Here is a 13,283-nt window from a genome sequence, read left to right as displayed (position 1 = left end):
TGGACATCTCGCGCTACTGACGGGCGGTTGCATGCCTTCCCCTGGATACGATCACGACATGTCGACGAGCCGCATCCGCAAGCGGGTCGACGAGGCGCTGCTCGCGTTCGTCGACCGGCAGCGCCCCGGCCTGCTCGCCATCAGCGACGACCTGTCGCCGCTGCTCGGGGCGCTGGACTCGCTGCTGCGGGGCGGGAAGCGGCTGCGCCCGGCGTTCTGCTACTGGGGGTGGCGGGCCGCGGGCGGCGGCGGGGACGCGGGCATCGTGGACGCGGCGGCGTCCCTGGAGCTGCTGCAGGCCAGCGCGCTGATCCACGACGACGTCATGGACTCCAGCGACACGCGGCGCGGGCAGCCGTCGGTGCACCGCCGGTTCGAGGCGCTGCACGGCGCGCAGGGCTGGCCGGGCGACGCGGCGGCGTTCGGGGAGGGCACCGCGATCCTGCTCGGCGACCTGTGCCTGGCCTGGTCGGCGGAGATGTACGAGGCGTGCGGGCTGGACGGCGAGCGCAGGCGGCGCGGCCGGGCCGTGTACGACCTGATGCGCACCGAGGTCATGTGCGGCCAGTACCTCGACATGCTGGAGGGGACGCGCGGCGCGGCGACCGTCGCCACGGCCCTGCGGGTCGTCGAGTACAAGAGCGCCAAGTACACGATCGAGCGGCCGCTGCACCTGGGCGCGGCGCTGGCCGGGGGCCGCCCGGACGTGTCCGCCGCGCTGACCGGGTACGGGCTGCCGCTCGGCATCGCGTTCCAGCTCCGCGACGACGTCCTCGGCGTGTTCGGCGACCCGGCGGAGACGGGCAAGCCCGCGGGCGACGACCTGCGCGAGGGCAAGCGGACGGTGCTCGTCGCGCTGACCCTGGAGCGGGCGGACGCGGCGCGGGCGGCGGCGCTCGAGCGGCGCCTCGGCGACCCGGAGCTGGACCGGCCGGGGGTGGACGAGCTCCGCCAGATCATCGAGGAGACCGGCGGGCTCGCGGCCTGCGAGGAGATGATCGAGCGGTACCTCGACGAGGCCGAGCGGGCGCTCCGCGCGGCGCCGATCACCGAGGAGGCGCGCGAGGCGCTCGCCGGGCTGGCCGTCGCGGCGACCTCCCGCCGCACCTGACACCGCACCCGACTCCACAGGGATCCGCGCCCGGATCGCGAAAAGTGGCACGATCCGGCCAAATGATCGGAACGCTCTAGCACTGTCCCACCATTTGGTGGCAGAAATGTCGCCATGTGCGCCGACATCCCCGGGAACCGCGTTCCGCGCATCGCCCCGCTGCCTCCGGAGCAGTGGGACGACGCGCTCCAGGCCGTCACCGCCGCGACCGGGCCGCTGAACGTCTTCACGACGCTGGCCCGGCACCCGTCGCTGTTCCAGTCCTGGATCGGCTTCGGCTCGGCGCTGCTGATGAACGGCCTGCTGTCCGGCCGCGACCGCGAGCTGGCGATCCTGCGGACGGCGCACCACCGGTCCTGCGAGTACGAGTGGGCGCACCACCGCGGGCTCGCGCTGGACGCGGGGCTGACCGGGGACGAGATCGCCGCGCTCCGCCGCGACCCCGACGACCACCCGTGGTCCGACGACGACCGGATGGTGCTGGCCGCCGCGGACGAGCTGCACGAGCGCGGCACGGTAACGGACGCGACCTGGACGGAGCTCGCGACCCGCTTCGGGGAGCGCGAGCTGATCGAGCTGGTGATGCTCATCGGCCACTACCACATGGTCGCCTTCACGCTGAACGCCCTGCGCGTCCAGAACGAGGACACCGGCGCCGGTCACGAGGGCGGGGAGGGCTGATGCTCCGGACCGGCGGGACGCGGGCCGGGCGGTGGCTGCCCGCGGCCGGCGCGCTCGCCTGCGCGCTCGCGCTCGCGGTCGTCCCCGCCCGGACGGACGGGGCGCTGGCCGCGGCGGGCCGCTGCGGCGACCCGGCCGTCCGGCCGTGGTGCGACACCGCGCTGAGCGCGGACCGGCGCGCCGGGCTGCTGCTGGCGGAGCTGACCGACGACGAGAAGATCGCGCTGCTGGCGTCCGACGACCCGCTCGGCGGCCCGCTCGGCGGGTTCTTCGACTGGGCGCACGCCGACACCAACAACGGGATCGAGCGGCTCGGGGTCCCGCCGCTGTACATGGCCGACGGCCCGGCGGGCGTCCGGCAGGGCGAGGCGACCGCGCTGCCCGCGCCGATCGCGCTCGCCGCGACGTTCGACCGGCGGGCCGCGCACCTGTACGGGACGACGGTCGGGTGGGAGGCGCGGCACCGCGGCAACGACGTGATCTTCGGCCCGACCGTGGACGTGCTGCGCACGCCGCTCAACGGCCGGACGTTCGAGGGGTTCGGCGAGGACCCGTACCTGTCGGCGCGGCTCGGCGCGTCCTGGATCGAGGGCGCGCAGGGGCAGGGCGTGATGGCCTCGGTGAAGCACCTGGCCGTCTACGCCCAGGAGACCGACCGCCTCGAGCTGTCCATGTCCGTGGACCCGCGCACGCTCCGCGAGATCTACCTGCCGCCGTTCGAGGCCGCCGTGACGGAGGGCGGCGCCGCGACCGTCATGTGCGGGTTCGGGAAGCTGAACGGCCGCTGGGCGTGCCACGACGGGGGCGTCCTGAACGGGATCCTGAGGGCGGAGTGGGGCTTCGACGGGATGGTCATGTCCGACCACACCGCCGTCCGCGACACCGCCGAGGCCGCCAACGGCGGGCTCGACATGGAACTGCCGGTCGGCCTCCGCTACAACGCGTTCATGCTGAAGGCGGCGCGCGCGCAGAACAAGGTCACCCAGGCGACCATCGACGGGCACACCCGCAACGTCCTGCGGACGATGTTCGAGTTCGGCGTCTTCGACCGGCCCGCGTACCCGAACGACCTCGCCCGCGTCGACCGGACGGCGAGCGAGACCGCGGCCCGGACGATCGCCGAGAACGGCGTCACGCTGCTGAAGAACGACGGCGTCCTCCCCCTGGGGGCGCCGAAGAAGATCGCGCTGATCGGGCGGGCCGCGAAGGAGAGCCAGTCCGGGTTCGGGTCGGCCAAGGTGGTGCCGTTCGCGTCCGTCAGCGCGCAGGAGGGCCTGGCGCGGCGCGCCGGCGCGGGCGTCTCGATCACCTACCGGGACGGCGACGACCGCGCCGCCGCGGCCGACGCGGCCCGCGGCGCGGACGTCGCGGTCGTGTTCGTCACCGACAGCCAGGGCGAGTTCTTCGACAAGTCGTGCCTCACGCTGCGGTGCGGCGAGCCGCTGCGCGGCGACCAGGACGGGCTGATCTCGGCGGTCGCGGCGGCGAACCGGAACACGATCGTGGTGCTGCAGACGGGCGGGCCCGTCCTCACCCCGTGGGCGGACGACGTCGCGGCGGTCGTCGAGAGCTGGTACCCGGGGCAGGAGGGCGGGGACGCGCTGGCCCGCGTCCTGTACGGGGACGTCGACCCGGGCGGGCGCCTGCCGGTCACGTTCCCCGCCGGGGAGGCGCACGCGCCCGCGGCCGGGAACCCGGCGCAGTACCCGGGCGTGAACAAGACCGTCGCGTTCTCCGAGGGCGTCATGGTCGGCTACCGGCACTACGACGCGAAGAACATCGCGCCCAAGTACCCGTTCGGGCACGGCCTGTCGTACACGACGTTCCGCTACAGCGGCTTGAAGGTCGGACCCAAGGAAGTACAGGTCACGGTCACGAACACGGGGAGCCGCACGGGCGTGGCCGTCCCGCAGATGTACCTCGGCCTGCCCTCCCCCGGCGTGGACGTCCCGCAGCCGCCCAAGCAGCTCAAGGGCTTCACGAAGGTGACGCTCCGGCCGGGGCAGAGCACGACCGTCGCCTTCCCGCTGACCAAGCGCGACCTGTCCTACTGGAACGTCGAGGCGAAGCGGTGGAAGGTCGCGGACGGCTGCTACACGGTGATGGTCGGCGCGTCGTCCCGGGACGTCGCGCAGCGGGGCTCGTTCGGGCAGTGCCGGTGACCCGCGGGAAGATCCGCGTTCACCTGCAGGACAGGACGGTCACACGGTACAAATAAGGACCCTCCACATCCGTTCCCCCCGGAGTCCCCGTGTCCCCTGCCACCACCCGGCGGCCCGCCCCGGTCCCCCGCGACCTGCGGCGCCGCCCCGCGTCCGCGCTCGGCCCCGGCGACCCGGACGACATCGGCGGCCGCCCCCTGCTGGGCCGGCTCGGCGAGGGCGGCCAGGGCGTCGTCTACCTCGCCGAGGACGACGACGGCGGACTCTGCGCGGTGAAGCTGCTGAAGGGCGGCATGGCGGCCGGGCGGCGCGCCCGCGACCGGTTCGTCAAAGAGGCCGACGCGGCCCGGCGGGTCGCCGGGCGGCACACGGCGCAGGTGCTGGACGCCGACGTGACCGGCGACCGGCCCTACATCGTCAGCGAGTACGTGGACGGCCCGTCCCTGCAGGAGGTCGTGGCCGACGAGGGCCCGCTGCCGGACCGCCGGCTGCACCGGGTCGCGCTCGGCACCGCCGCCGCGCTCGCCGCGATCCACCGCGAGGGGATCGTCCACCGCGACTTCAAGCCCGGCAACGTCCTCCTCGGCCCGGACGGCGCCAAGGTGATCGACTTCGGCATCGCGCGCGTGGCGGACGCGACGCCGCTGACCACCGGGCCGCTCGGCACCCCCGCCTACATGGCCCCCGAGCAGATCGAGGACGAGCCCGTCGGGCCGCCCGCGGACGTCTTCGCGTGGGGCGCGGCGATGGTGTTCGCCGCCACGGGCCGGCCGCCGTTCGGCACGGGCCCGAACGCCGCGGTGATGCGCCGGGTGACGTCCCGGCCGCCGGACCTCGGCGGCCTCGACGGCCCGCTGCGCGACCTCGCGGCCCGCTGCCTCGACAAGAACCCGCAGGCGCGGCCGTCCGCGCGGCAGCTCGTCCGAGCGCTGCGCGAGGGCAGCGCCCCGGCGCCCAAGCCGCGCCCGACCCGGATCCCGCGCTACCGCTGGCGCATGATGGTGGCGCTCGCCGTCGTCATGACGGCGGGGTTCGTCATCGGGATCCTGTAGCGGCCGCCGGACGGCTCACCAGTGCGGCGGGCGCTCCTCCAGCAGCCGGGAGTCGTCGTCGCCGCCGCGCCACTCGCCCCAGCCGGTGTCGGTGTCGTCGGACGTCTGGTCGGGCAGGACGTCGAACTCGTCGTCGAGGTCGACCGGCCGCTCGTCGTCGGGTCCCATGATCCCCATTGTGCGGCATGCCGCGCCCCCGCGAACCGTGCGGGCGGTCACACGGCGGCGAGCCGCCGCGCGAACTCGGCCGCCGCGGCGCCCGGGTCGTCGGCCTCGGTGATCGCCCGCACCACGACCGCGCGGCGCGCACCGGCGGCCGTGACCCGGTCGAGGTTCCCGAGGTCGATGCCGCCGATCGCGAACCACGGCCGGGAGAACTTCTCCCCGGCGGTGTACTCGAGCAGTTCCAGGCCCGGCGCGGGGCGTCCGGGCTTGGTCGGCGTGGGCCACGTCGGCCCGGTGCAGAAGTAGTCGACGCCGGGCTCGGAGGCCGCGGCCGCCGCCTGCTCCGCCGCGTGCGTGGACCGGCCGATCAGCACGTCGCCGCCGACGATCTCCCGCGCCGCCGGCACCGGCAGGTCGTCCTGCCCGAGGTGCAGGATGTCCGCGCGCACCGCGTGGGCGACGTCCGCGCGGTCGTTGACGGCCAGCAGCGCGCCGTGCCGCTCGCACGCGGCCCGGAACACCTCCAGGTACGCCATCTCCTGCCGCGCCTCCAGGCCCTTCTGCCGGAGCTGCACGATGTCGACGCCGTTCGCGAGGACGGCGTCCAGGAACCCGGGCAGGTCGCCGCGCTCCTCACGCGCGTCCGTGCAGAGGTAGAGACGGGCGCGGTCGAGCCGGGCGCGCAGGGCCACGGCGCGGTCGGAGGGCAGGTGCCTGGACACGGTGGGGAGGACTTCCTTCCTGGGCAGTGCTGCGGGGGCCACGCGGACGCGTGACCCCCGGTGGGCGGACGGTCAGAATGCCAGGGCCTGGGCGCGGCGCCGCACCTCGGTCCCGCGGTTCTCGGTGAGCGCCTCGACCGGCGTGCCGGGCAGCGTGTCGTCCGCGGTGAACAGCCAGCGGACGGTCTCGACGTCGCTGTAGCCGGCGTCCGAGAGCACGGTGAGCGTGCCGGACAGGCCCTTGATCACCTGGCCCTCGTGGACGAAGGCCGCCGGGACCATCGGTTCGCCCGCGCGGCGGACCGCGAGCAGCTTGCGCTCGCTGATGAGCTGCTTGATCCGGTTGGTCTTGATGCCGAGCCGCTCGGCGGTCTCCGGGAGGGTGAGCCACTCTCCGGCGAGGGCGTCGGTGCGGGGGTCGAGTGCGCTTTCAACGGTTGCGTGCATCTGCGTCACGCCCCCTTGCTACCACGCCTTCGGAACCGGCAAACCCTCTCGACGACCACCTGTTTCGCGGGGACGCTCCGCTACGCGCGAACGGCCTGGCGGACGGGGGTGTCGGGATCGGCGAGCAGACCGGGGTCGACGGCCGCGCCGGACGCGATCACCCGGCGGGCCTGGACGAGGTCGCGGGGGCGGTCGACGGTGAGGATCGCGTCGAGGCGGTCGCCGGTGAGCCACGCGAGGGCCCACTTGGGGCCGTCCGGGTCGCCGCGCCGGATCATCCGCTCGGACGCCGCGTGGTTCCCGGCGTACTGGACCATGCGACCGAACTGCTCGGACCAGAAGTACGGTGCCGCGTCGTAGGCGGCGTCCTCGCCGAGGAGGGTCGCGGCGGCGGTCTCGGGGGCGTTGAGGGCGGTGTCCCAGTGCTCGACGAGGAGCCGGCGCCCGTAGCGGGACGACCACCAGGCGGCGCAGTCGCCGACGGCGACGATGTCGGGGCGGGGCTCGCCGGGGGTGCCGGGCTCGGCGCCCTCGTGGCAGGTGCGGAAGGCCGCGTCGGTGACGACGCCGCGTTCGAGGAGGAGGCCGGAGCCGGCGAGCCAGCCGAGGTCGGGCCGGACGCCGACGCCGACGACGACCGCGTCGGCGTCGATGCGGCCGGGCGCCCCGTCGGCGGCCAGGACGAGGCCGCGCCCGTCGACCTCGGCGACCTTGACGCCGGTGCGGAGCTCGACGCCGGCCTCGGCGTACCAGGGCGCGGTCAGGGCGCCGGCCTCGGCGCCGAGCGCGTTCGCGAGGGGCGTGTCGGCGGCCTCGACGACGGTGACCGCGCAGCCCTTCCTCGCGGCGGTGGTGGCGACCTCGGCGCCGATCCAGCCCGCGCCGACGATCGCGACGCGGGCGCCCGGGACGAGGAGGCCGCGCAGCTCGCGGGCGTCCTCGATGGTGCGGACGACGTGCTGGCGGCCGTCGCCGGGCAGCGTGATCGGGGCCGCGCCGGTGGCGATGACCAGGCCGTCGAAGGGCAGGTCGCCGGCCGTGGTGGCGACGACGCCGCCGCGGCCGGGCGCGCCGGGGCGCAGCGCGGTGGCCCGCTCGCCGAGGAGGAGCTCGCAGCGCAGGGCGTCCCAGTCGGCGTCGACGGTGGTGTCGTCGGAGTCGCCCGCGAGGACGGCCTTCGACAGCGGCGGCCGGTCGTACGGCCGGTGCCGCTCGGCCGAGACGAGGGTGAGCGCGCCCTCGTACCCCTTCCTGCGCAGGGCCTCCACGGCGCGCACGCCGGCCAGCCCGCCACCCACGACAACAAGCCTCTCCATGGCGCTCACCTTAGTGGGGCCGCTTTTGCCTGGACATGTGTCCAGACGGTCATGTACGTCACAGCGGTCGTAAAGTGGGGGAAGACCACCCAGAACACCCGCGGGAGTCCGGTGCGACCGGGCTGAGAGGGCGGCTGACCGGGCCGCCGACCGCCTGACCTGATCCGGATCATGCCGGCGAAGGGAGCGCGAATGGAGATCGTCGTCATCGGGGCCGGGATCGTCGGCCTGGCCGCGGCGTGGCGGACGGCCGGCCGGGGCGGCGCGGTGACCCTCGTCGATCCCGCGCCCGCGGGCGGCGCGACGGCCGTCGCCGCGGGCATGATCACCCCTGTCAGCGAGCTGGCCTACGGCGAGGAGCCGCTGCTGCGGCTCAACCTCGCGGCCCACGACCGCTACGACGCGTTCGTGGCGGAACTGGAGGAATTCACCGGCACCGCCACCGGGTACCGCGACGACGGCCTGCTCCAGGTCGCGTTCGACTCCGACGACCTGGCCGTCCTGGACGACCTGCGCCGCTTCCAGGAGAGCCTCGGCCTCCCCGTCGAGGCGCTCACCGGCCGGGAGTGCCGCAAGCAGGAGCCGATGCTGGCGCCGGGCGTGCGGGGCGGGCTGCTCGCCCCGCGGGACGGGTCCGTCGACCCGCGCCGGCTCGCCGCGGCGCTGCTCGCGGCGTGCGAGAAGTCCGGCGTGCGGATCGTGCGGCGCCGCGCGGCGGGTGTGGTCGTCGAGCGGGACGCGGCGGCGGGCGTCCGCCTGGACGACGGGACGGTCCTGCGGGCCGACCGCGTCCTGCTGTCCGCGGGCCCCTGGTCGGGCGACCTCGACGGCCTGCCCGCCGGGACCGTCCCGACCGTCCGCCCCGTCAAGGGGCAGGTGATCCGGCTGCGCACCCGCGTGCCGTTCCTGCGGCGGTGCGTCCGGGGGCTGGTGAAGGGCTCGCCGGTGTACCTGGTGCCGCGCGCGGACGACGGCGAGATCGTCCTCGGCGCCACGCAGGAGGAGCTCGGGTTCGACACCCGCGTGACCGCCGGCGGGCTGTGGGAGCTGCTGCGGGACGCCCGCGAGCTGATCCCCGGCGTCACCGAGCTCGAGTTCGCCGAGGTCACCGCCGGGCTGCGGCCCGGCTCCCCCGACAACGCCCCGGTCATGGGCGCCTCGGACGTGCCGGGGCTGGTCCTCGGCACCGGGCACTTCCGGCACGGCGTGCTGCTCGCGCCGGTCTCGGCGGACGTGCTGTCCGCGGCGCTGCTCGGCGACCCGGTGCCCGAGGTCGCCCGCCCGTTCTCCCCCGACCGATTCTCCGAGGTGAAGCGATGAAGGTCATCGTCAACGGCGAGCCGCGCGAGCTGCCCGCGGGCACGAGCGTCGCCGCCGCCGTCGCGGCCGTGAGCGCGGCGCCGACCGGCGTGGCCGCCGCGCTGAACGACGAGGTCGTCCGCCGGACGGCCTGGGAGGCGACGCCGCTGCGCGACGGCGACCGCCTGGAAGTGCTGACCGCCGTGCAGGGAGGCTGACGATGGACGACGCGACGAGCGACGCGAAGGCGAACGACACGCAGGCGAACGACACGCAGGCGAGCGGCGGGACGGTGCGGGACGACGCGCTGGTGATCGCGGGCGAGGAGTTCGGCTCGCGGCTGATCATGGGGACGGGCGGCGCGCCCAGCATGCAGGTGCTGCGGGAGGCGCTCACCGCGTCCGGGACGGAGCTCACCACGGTCGCGATGCGGCGGGTGGACCCGGCGGCGCGCGGCTCGGTCCTGGACGTGCTCGCCGAGTGCGGCATCCGCGTGCTGCCCAACACGGCGGGCTGCTTCACCGCGGGCGAGGCGGTGCTGACCGCCAAGCTCGCCCGCGAGGCGCTCGGCACGAACCTGGTGAAGCTCGAGGTGATCGCGGACGAGCACACGCTGCTGCCCGACCCGATCGAGCTGGTGGAGGCCGCCGAGCAGCTCGTCGACGACGGGTTCGTCGTGCTGCCGTACACCAACGACGACCCCGTCCTGGCGCGGCGGCTGGAGCAGGTCGGGTGCGCGGCGGTGATGCCGCTCGGCTCCCCGATCGGCTCGGGCCTCGGCATCCGCAACCCGCACAACATCGAGCTGATCGTCGAGCGGGCGGGCGTCCCGGTCGTCCTGGACGCGGGGCTCGGCACCGCCAGCGACGCCGCTCTGGCCATGGAGCTGGGCTGCGACGCGGTGCTGCTGGCGACGGCGGTGACCCGCGCGCAGTCGCCGGCGATGATGGCCGCCGCGATGCGGCACGCCGTGGAGGGCGGGCGGCTGGCGCGGCTGGCCGGGCGGATCCCGAAGCGCCGGTACGCGCAGGCGTCGTCGCCCTTCGAGGGACTCGCCTCGATGTAGCGCACCTTAACCGACGGTCAAGAATAATTCGCTGGACCTGAACAATGGACCGCTCTCAGACTGGGGCGGTCCATTGTCGTCCGGCGCGGCCGCGCGCCGAACTTCGGTGCTCAGCGAAACGATCCGGACCTAAGGTGCGCTTCATGGAACAGGACATCTCCCCTCCGGCCGCGGCCGGAGGCGTCGACCGGCGCGCGATCGCCGCCGCCACCGTCACGGTCGTCCTGTGGGCCTCGGCGTTCGTCTCCATCCGGAGCGCCGGCGAGGCGTACGACCCGGGCCCCCTCGCGCTCGGGCGGCTGCTCTCCGGGACGGTCGTGCTCGGCGCCCTCTGGCTCGTCCGCCGCGAGGGCCTCCCGCCGCGCGGCGCGTGGCCCGGCATCGTCGCCGCGGGCATCCTGTGGTTCGGCGTCTACATGGTGGCGCTCAACTGGGGCGAGCAGCTCGTGGACGCCGGCACCGCGGCCCTCGTCGTCAACATCGGGCCGATCCTCATCGCGCTCCTCGGCGGCTGGCTGCTGAAGGAGGGCTTCTCCTCCCGGCTGCTCGCGGGCCTGGCCGTGGCGTTCGCCGGCGCCGCCGTCGTCGGGCTGTCGATGTCCGGCGAGAAGGGGTCGCCGCTGCTCGGCGTCCTGCTGTGCGTCGTCGCGGCCGTCACCTACGCGGCCGGAGTGGTGAGCCAGAAGCCCGCACTGCGGCACGCGTCCGCGCTGCAGTTCACGACGTTCGCGTGCGCCGTCGGCACCGTCGCGACCCTGCCGTTCGCGGGGCTGCTCGTGTCGCAGGCCGCCGACGCCCCGGCGGGCGCGACCCTCAACATGGTCTACCTCGGCGTCTTCCCGACCGCGCTGGCGTTCACCACCTGGGGGTACGCGCTGGCGCGGACGTCCGCCGGGAAGATGGGCGCGACGACCTACGCCGTCCCCGCGATCGTCGTGCTGATGTCGTGGGCGTTCCTCGACGAGGTGCCCGGGGCCGTCACGCTGCTCGGCGGCGCGCTGTGCCTGGCCGGGGTCGCCGTGTCGCGCAGCACACCGCGCGGCGAGCGGCGCCGCGGGCCGCGCACCGCCGCGTCCCCCGCCGCCGCGGACGTCCCCGCCGCCGCGCCCGCCCCGCCGCACCCCGCGTCACCCTCCGCGCTCGACCATGCTCATACTCGCGACTGATGAGTTGCATGGCGAACCCGCCGTAGACTCGCTGCGATGGACACGACGGTCGCAGATCCACTCGTCGGGCAGCTGCTCGACGGGCGCTACCGCATTGAGTCCCGCATCGCCCGCGGCGGCATGGCCACGGTCTACCTCGCGCGCGACAGCAGGCTCGACCGCGTCGTCGCGGTCAAGGTGATGCACGCCGGCCTCGCCGCCGACGAGGACTTCGTGAACCGCTTCATCGGCGAGGCCAAGGCCGCCGCCGCGCTGTCGCATCCCAACGTCGTCGCCGTGTACGACCAGGGGACGGACGGCGAGCGCGGCTACCTGGTGATGGAGTACGTCCCCGGCCGGACGCTGCGGGACGCGCTCGCCGCCCGCGGCCGGTTCGGGCCGCGGGCCGCGCTGGAGACCATGCAGCCGGTGCTGGCCGCCCTCGGCGCCGCGCACCGCGCCGGGCTCGTGCACCGCGACGTCAAGCCGGAGAACGTCCTCATCACCGAGGACGGCCAGGTCAAGGTGACCGACTTCGGGCTCGCGCGGGCCGAGTCCGCGAGCCGGATGACCCGCACCGGCGTGATCATCGGCACCGTCGGGTACCTCGCGCCCGAGCAGGTCACGTCCGGCAGCGCCGACGTGCGCTCGGACGTCTACGCCGCCGGGATCATGCTGTTCGAGCTGCTCACCGGACGGCTCCCGCACGAAGGCGACACCCCGCTCGCCGTCGCGTACAAGCACGTCAACGAGACCGTGCCGCCGCCGTCCGAACTCGTCCCCGGCCTGCCGTACCGGGTCGACGAGCTCGTCACGGCCGCGACGAGCCGCGACCCCGCGCACCGCCCGCAGGACGCGAACGCCTGCCTCGCCGCGGTCGCCGAGGTCCACGGCGGGCTGCCGCCCGACATCGACGCCCGGCTCGAGGAGGCGTCCCCCGGCGGGACGGCCGTCCTGCCCGCGCCCGCCGGGGCCGCGTCCCCGGACGGCGCCGCGGACGGCGGGCCGGCCGGGCACGGGGGCACGGAGCCGCTCCCGCCCGCGCCGCGGACGTCGCCCGTCCGCTTCCCCGAGGACGTGCGCGGCCACACCGCCGTGCTCGACCCCGGCGAGGACCCGGCGGGCCCGCCGCCGCGCTCCCGCGGCGACCGCGTCATCGGGGCGCTCACCGGGCGGTACGTGCTCGTCGCGATCGGCGCGATCGCCGCCGTGATCCTCGGGTGGGCCGTCTGGTACCAGACGTCCGGGCAGTACGAGCACGTCCCGGCCGACATCGTCGGGATGGAGGTCGCGGAGGCGCGCGGCGCGCTCGCCGACGCCGGCATCGCCGTCCGCGTCGCCGAACCCGTCTACCACGACCGGGTCCGCAAGGGGCTGGTCGCGAAGTCCGACCCGGGCGCGGGCGCCCGCGTCGGGCAGGGCGAGACCGTCACGCTGACGCCGTCCAAGGGGCTCACGCCCCGGGCCGTCCCGGACGTCGAGGGGAAGACGCTCGACGAGGCGAAGAAGATCCTCGCCGACGACGGGTTCCGGGTCGGCGGGACGAGCACCCGCGAGTCGCAGACCGTCCCGAAGGACCGCGTCGTCGGCACCGACCCCGCCGCCGGGAAGGAGCTGTCCCCGGACGAGCCGGTCGCCGTCGTCCTCAGCGGCGGCATGTCGATGCCGGACCTCGTCGGCTCGAACGGCGAGACCGCCGCGAACCGGCTCCGCTCGCTCGGCCTGAAGGTGACCGTCCGGGAGAAGCGCGTCGAGGGCAAGGCGCCCGGCACCGTCGTCGAGCAGACGCCGGGCGAGGGCACCGGCGTGTCCCGCGGCGACGAGGTCGTGCTCGTCGTCAACGAGCGCGACTGCATCATCGACGCGGGCCCGATCCGGCTCGGCTGCGACGGCGAGGGCGGCGCCGAGAAGATTCCGGTGCCGGACGTCACCCACCGCAGCGTCGACGACGCCACCAAGATCCTGAAGGATTCCGGGTTCGAGGTGAACGTGCAGGGATGGGGCGGCGACACCGTCCGCTTCCAGGCGCCCGGCGGGGACGGCACGGCCGACCGCGGCTCCACGGTCACGATCGTCCGGGGGCCCTGAGCGGCGGCCCCGGGGCGCCGGGCGGCGGA

At 75.2% G+C, this 13,283-nt stretch carries 13 protein-coding genes and 1 riboswitch; of the genes, 9 read left to right on the top strand and 4 right to left on the bottom strand.

Annotation, left to right across the window (positions count from 1 at the left end; genetic code table 11):
* Positions 1–58: 58 nt before the first annotated feature.
* The 4 genes from H505_RS0135575 (at position 59) to H505_RS0135560 (ending at position 5,006) form a co-directional block, all read left to right on the top strand.
* Entirely contained in the window at positions 59–1,111 is a 1,053-nt protein-coding gene (locus tag H505_RS0135575) for a polyprenyl synthetase family protein (protein ID WP_026405756.1), read from the top strand.
* A gap of 114 nt (positions 1,112–1,225) precedes the next feature.
* Positions 1,226–1,792 (top strand): carboxymuconolactone decarboxylase family protein, encoded by a 567-nt coding sequence (locus H505_RS0135570; RefSeq protein ID WP_026405755.1) that lies wholly within the window; start codon positions 1,226–1,228, stop codon positions 1,790–1,792.
* Positions 1,792–3,954 carry a glycoside hydrolase family 3 C-terminal domain-containing protein gene (locus H505_RS0135565; RefSeq protein WP_026405754.1) on the top strand — a complete coding sequence of 721 codons (2,163 nt, stop codon included), beginning with the start codon at positions 1,792–1,794 and terminating at the stop codon, positions 3,952–3,954. The genes H505_RS0135570 and H505_RS0135565 overlap by 1 nt, the downstream gene beginning before the upstream one ends.
* 89 nt (positions 3,955–4,043) lie before the next feature.
* Entirely contained in the window at positions 4,044–5,006 is a 963-nt protein-coding gene (locus tag H505_RS0135560) for a serine/threonine-protein kinase (RefSeq protein ID WP_026405753.1), read from the top strand.
* Positions 5,007–5,021: 15 nt separating this feature from the next.
* Here H505_RS0135560 and H505_RS50415 read toward each other — a convergent pair whose 3' ends face one another.
* The 4 genes from H505_RS50415 to H505_RS0135540 all read right to left on the bottom strand — a co-directional run bounded on the left by H505_RS50415 (position 5,022) and on the right by H505_RS0135540 (position 7,656).
* Positions 5,022–5,174 carry a hypothetical protein gene (locus H505_RS50415; RefSeq protein WP_169528898.1) on the bottom strand — a complete coding sequence of 51 codons (153 nt, stop codon included), beginning with the start codon at positions 5,172–5,174 and terminating at the stop codon, positions 5,022–5,024.
* A 47-nt stretch (positions 5,175–5,221) separates the two neighbouring features.
* A complete protein-coding gene (gene thiE / locus H505_RS0135550) occupies positions 5,222–5,893 on the bottom strand; it encodes a thiamine phosphate synthase (RefSeq protein ID WP_199748192.1) in 672 nt (223 codons plus the stop codon).
* Between the two features lie 72 nt (positions 5,894–5,965).
* Entirely contained in the window at positions 5,966–6,340 is a 375-nt protein-coding gene (locus H505_RS0135545; RefSeq protein WP_034521592.1) for an Rv2175c family DNA-binding protein, read from the bottom strand.
* Positions 6,341–6,420: 80 nt separating this feature from the next.
* Positions 6,421–7,656 carry an NAD(P)/FAD-dependent oxidoreductase gene (locus tag H505_RS0135540; protein WP_026405750.1) on the bottom strand — a complete coding sequence of 412 codons (1,236 nt, stop codon included), beginning with the start codon at positions 7,654–7,656 and terminating at the stop codon, positions 6,421–6,423.
* 90 nt (positions 7,657–7,746) lie between these two features.
* A riboswitch (TPP riboswitch) is annotated at positions 7,747–7,859 on the top strand.
* Here H505_RS0135540 and thiO point away from each other — a divergent pair.
* From thiO to pknB, 5 genes are all read left to right on the top strand, one after another.
* Positions 7,849–8,976, top strand: a complete 1,128-nt coding sequence (thiO, locus tag H505_RS0135535) for a glycine oxidase ThiO (RefSeq protein ID WP_026405749.1) — start codon at positions 7,849–7,851, stop codon at positions 8,974–8,976. It overlaps the preceding riboswitch by 11 nt.
* Positions 8,973–9,173, top strand: a complete 201-nt coding sequence (gene thiS, locus H505_RS0135530) for a sulfur carrier protein ThiS (RefSeq protein ID WP_026405748.1) — start codon at positions 8,973–8,975, stop codon at positions 9,171–9,173. Before thiO ends, thiS begins: the two co-directional genes overlap by 4 nt.
* Before the next feature lie 2 nt (positions 9,174–9,175).
* Positions 9,176–10,021 (top strand): thiazole synthase, encoded by an 846-nt coding sequence (locus H505_RS0135525; protein ID WP_211238625.1) that lies wholly within the window; start codon positions 9,176–9,178, stop codon positions 10,019–10,021.
* 143 nt (positions 10,022–10,164) lie between these two features.
* A complete protein-coding gene (locus H505_RS0135520) occupies positions 10,165–11,187 on the top strand; it encodes a DMT family transporter (RefSeq protein ID WP_051301573.1) in 1,023 nt (340 codons plus the stop codon).
* A 36-nt stretch (positions 11,188–11,223) separates the two neighbouring features.
* Positions 11,224–13,254 carry a Stk1 family PASTA domain-containing Ser/Thr kinase gene (gene pknB, locus H505_RS0135515; RefSeq protein ID WP_026405745.1) on the top strand — a complete coding sequence of 677 codons (2,031 nt, stop codon included), beginning with the start codon at positions 11,224–11,226 and terminating at the stop codon, positions 13,252–13,254.
* Positions 13,255–13,283 lie beyond the last annotated feature (29 nt).

Origin of the sequence: Actinomadura rifamycini DSM 43936 (assembly GCF_000425065.1) — a bacterium.
GTDB classification, from domain to species: Bacteria; Actinomycetota; Actinomycetes; order Streptosporangiales; family Streptosporangiaceae; genus Spirillospora; species Spirillospora rifamycini.
The sequence above is the reverse complement of the archived record's forward strand: the minus strand, read 5'-3'. Positions and strand labels throughout refer to the sequence as shown.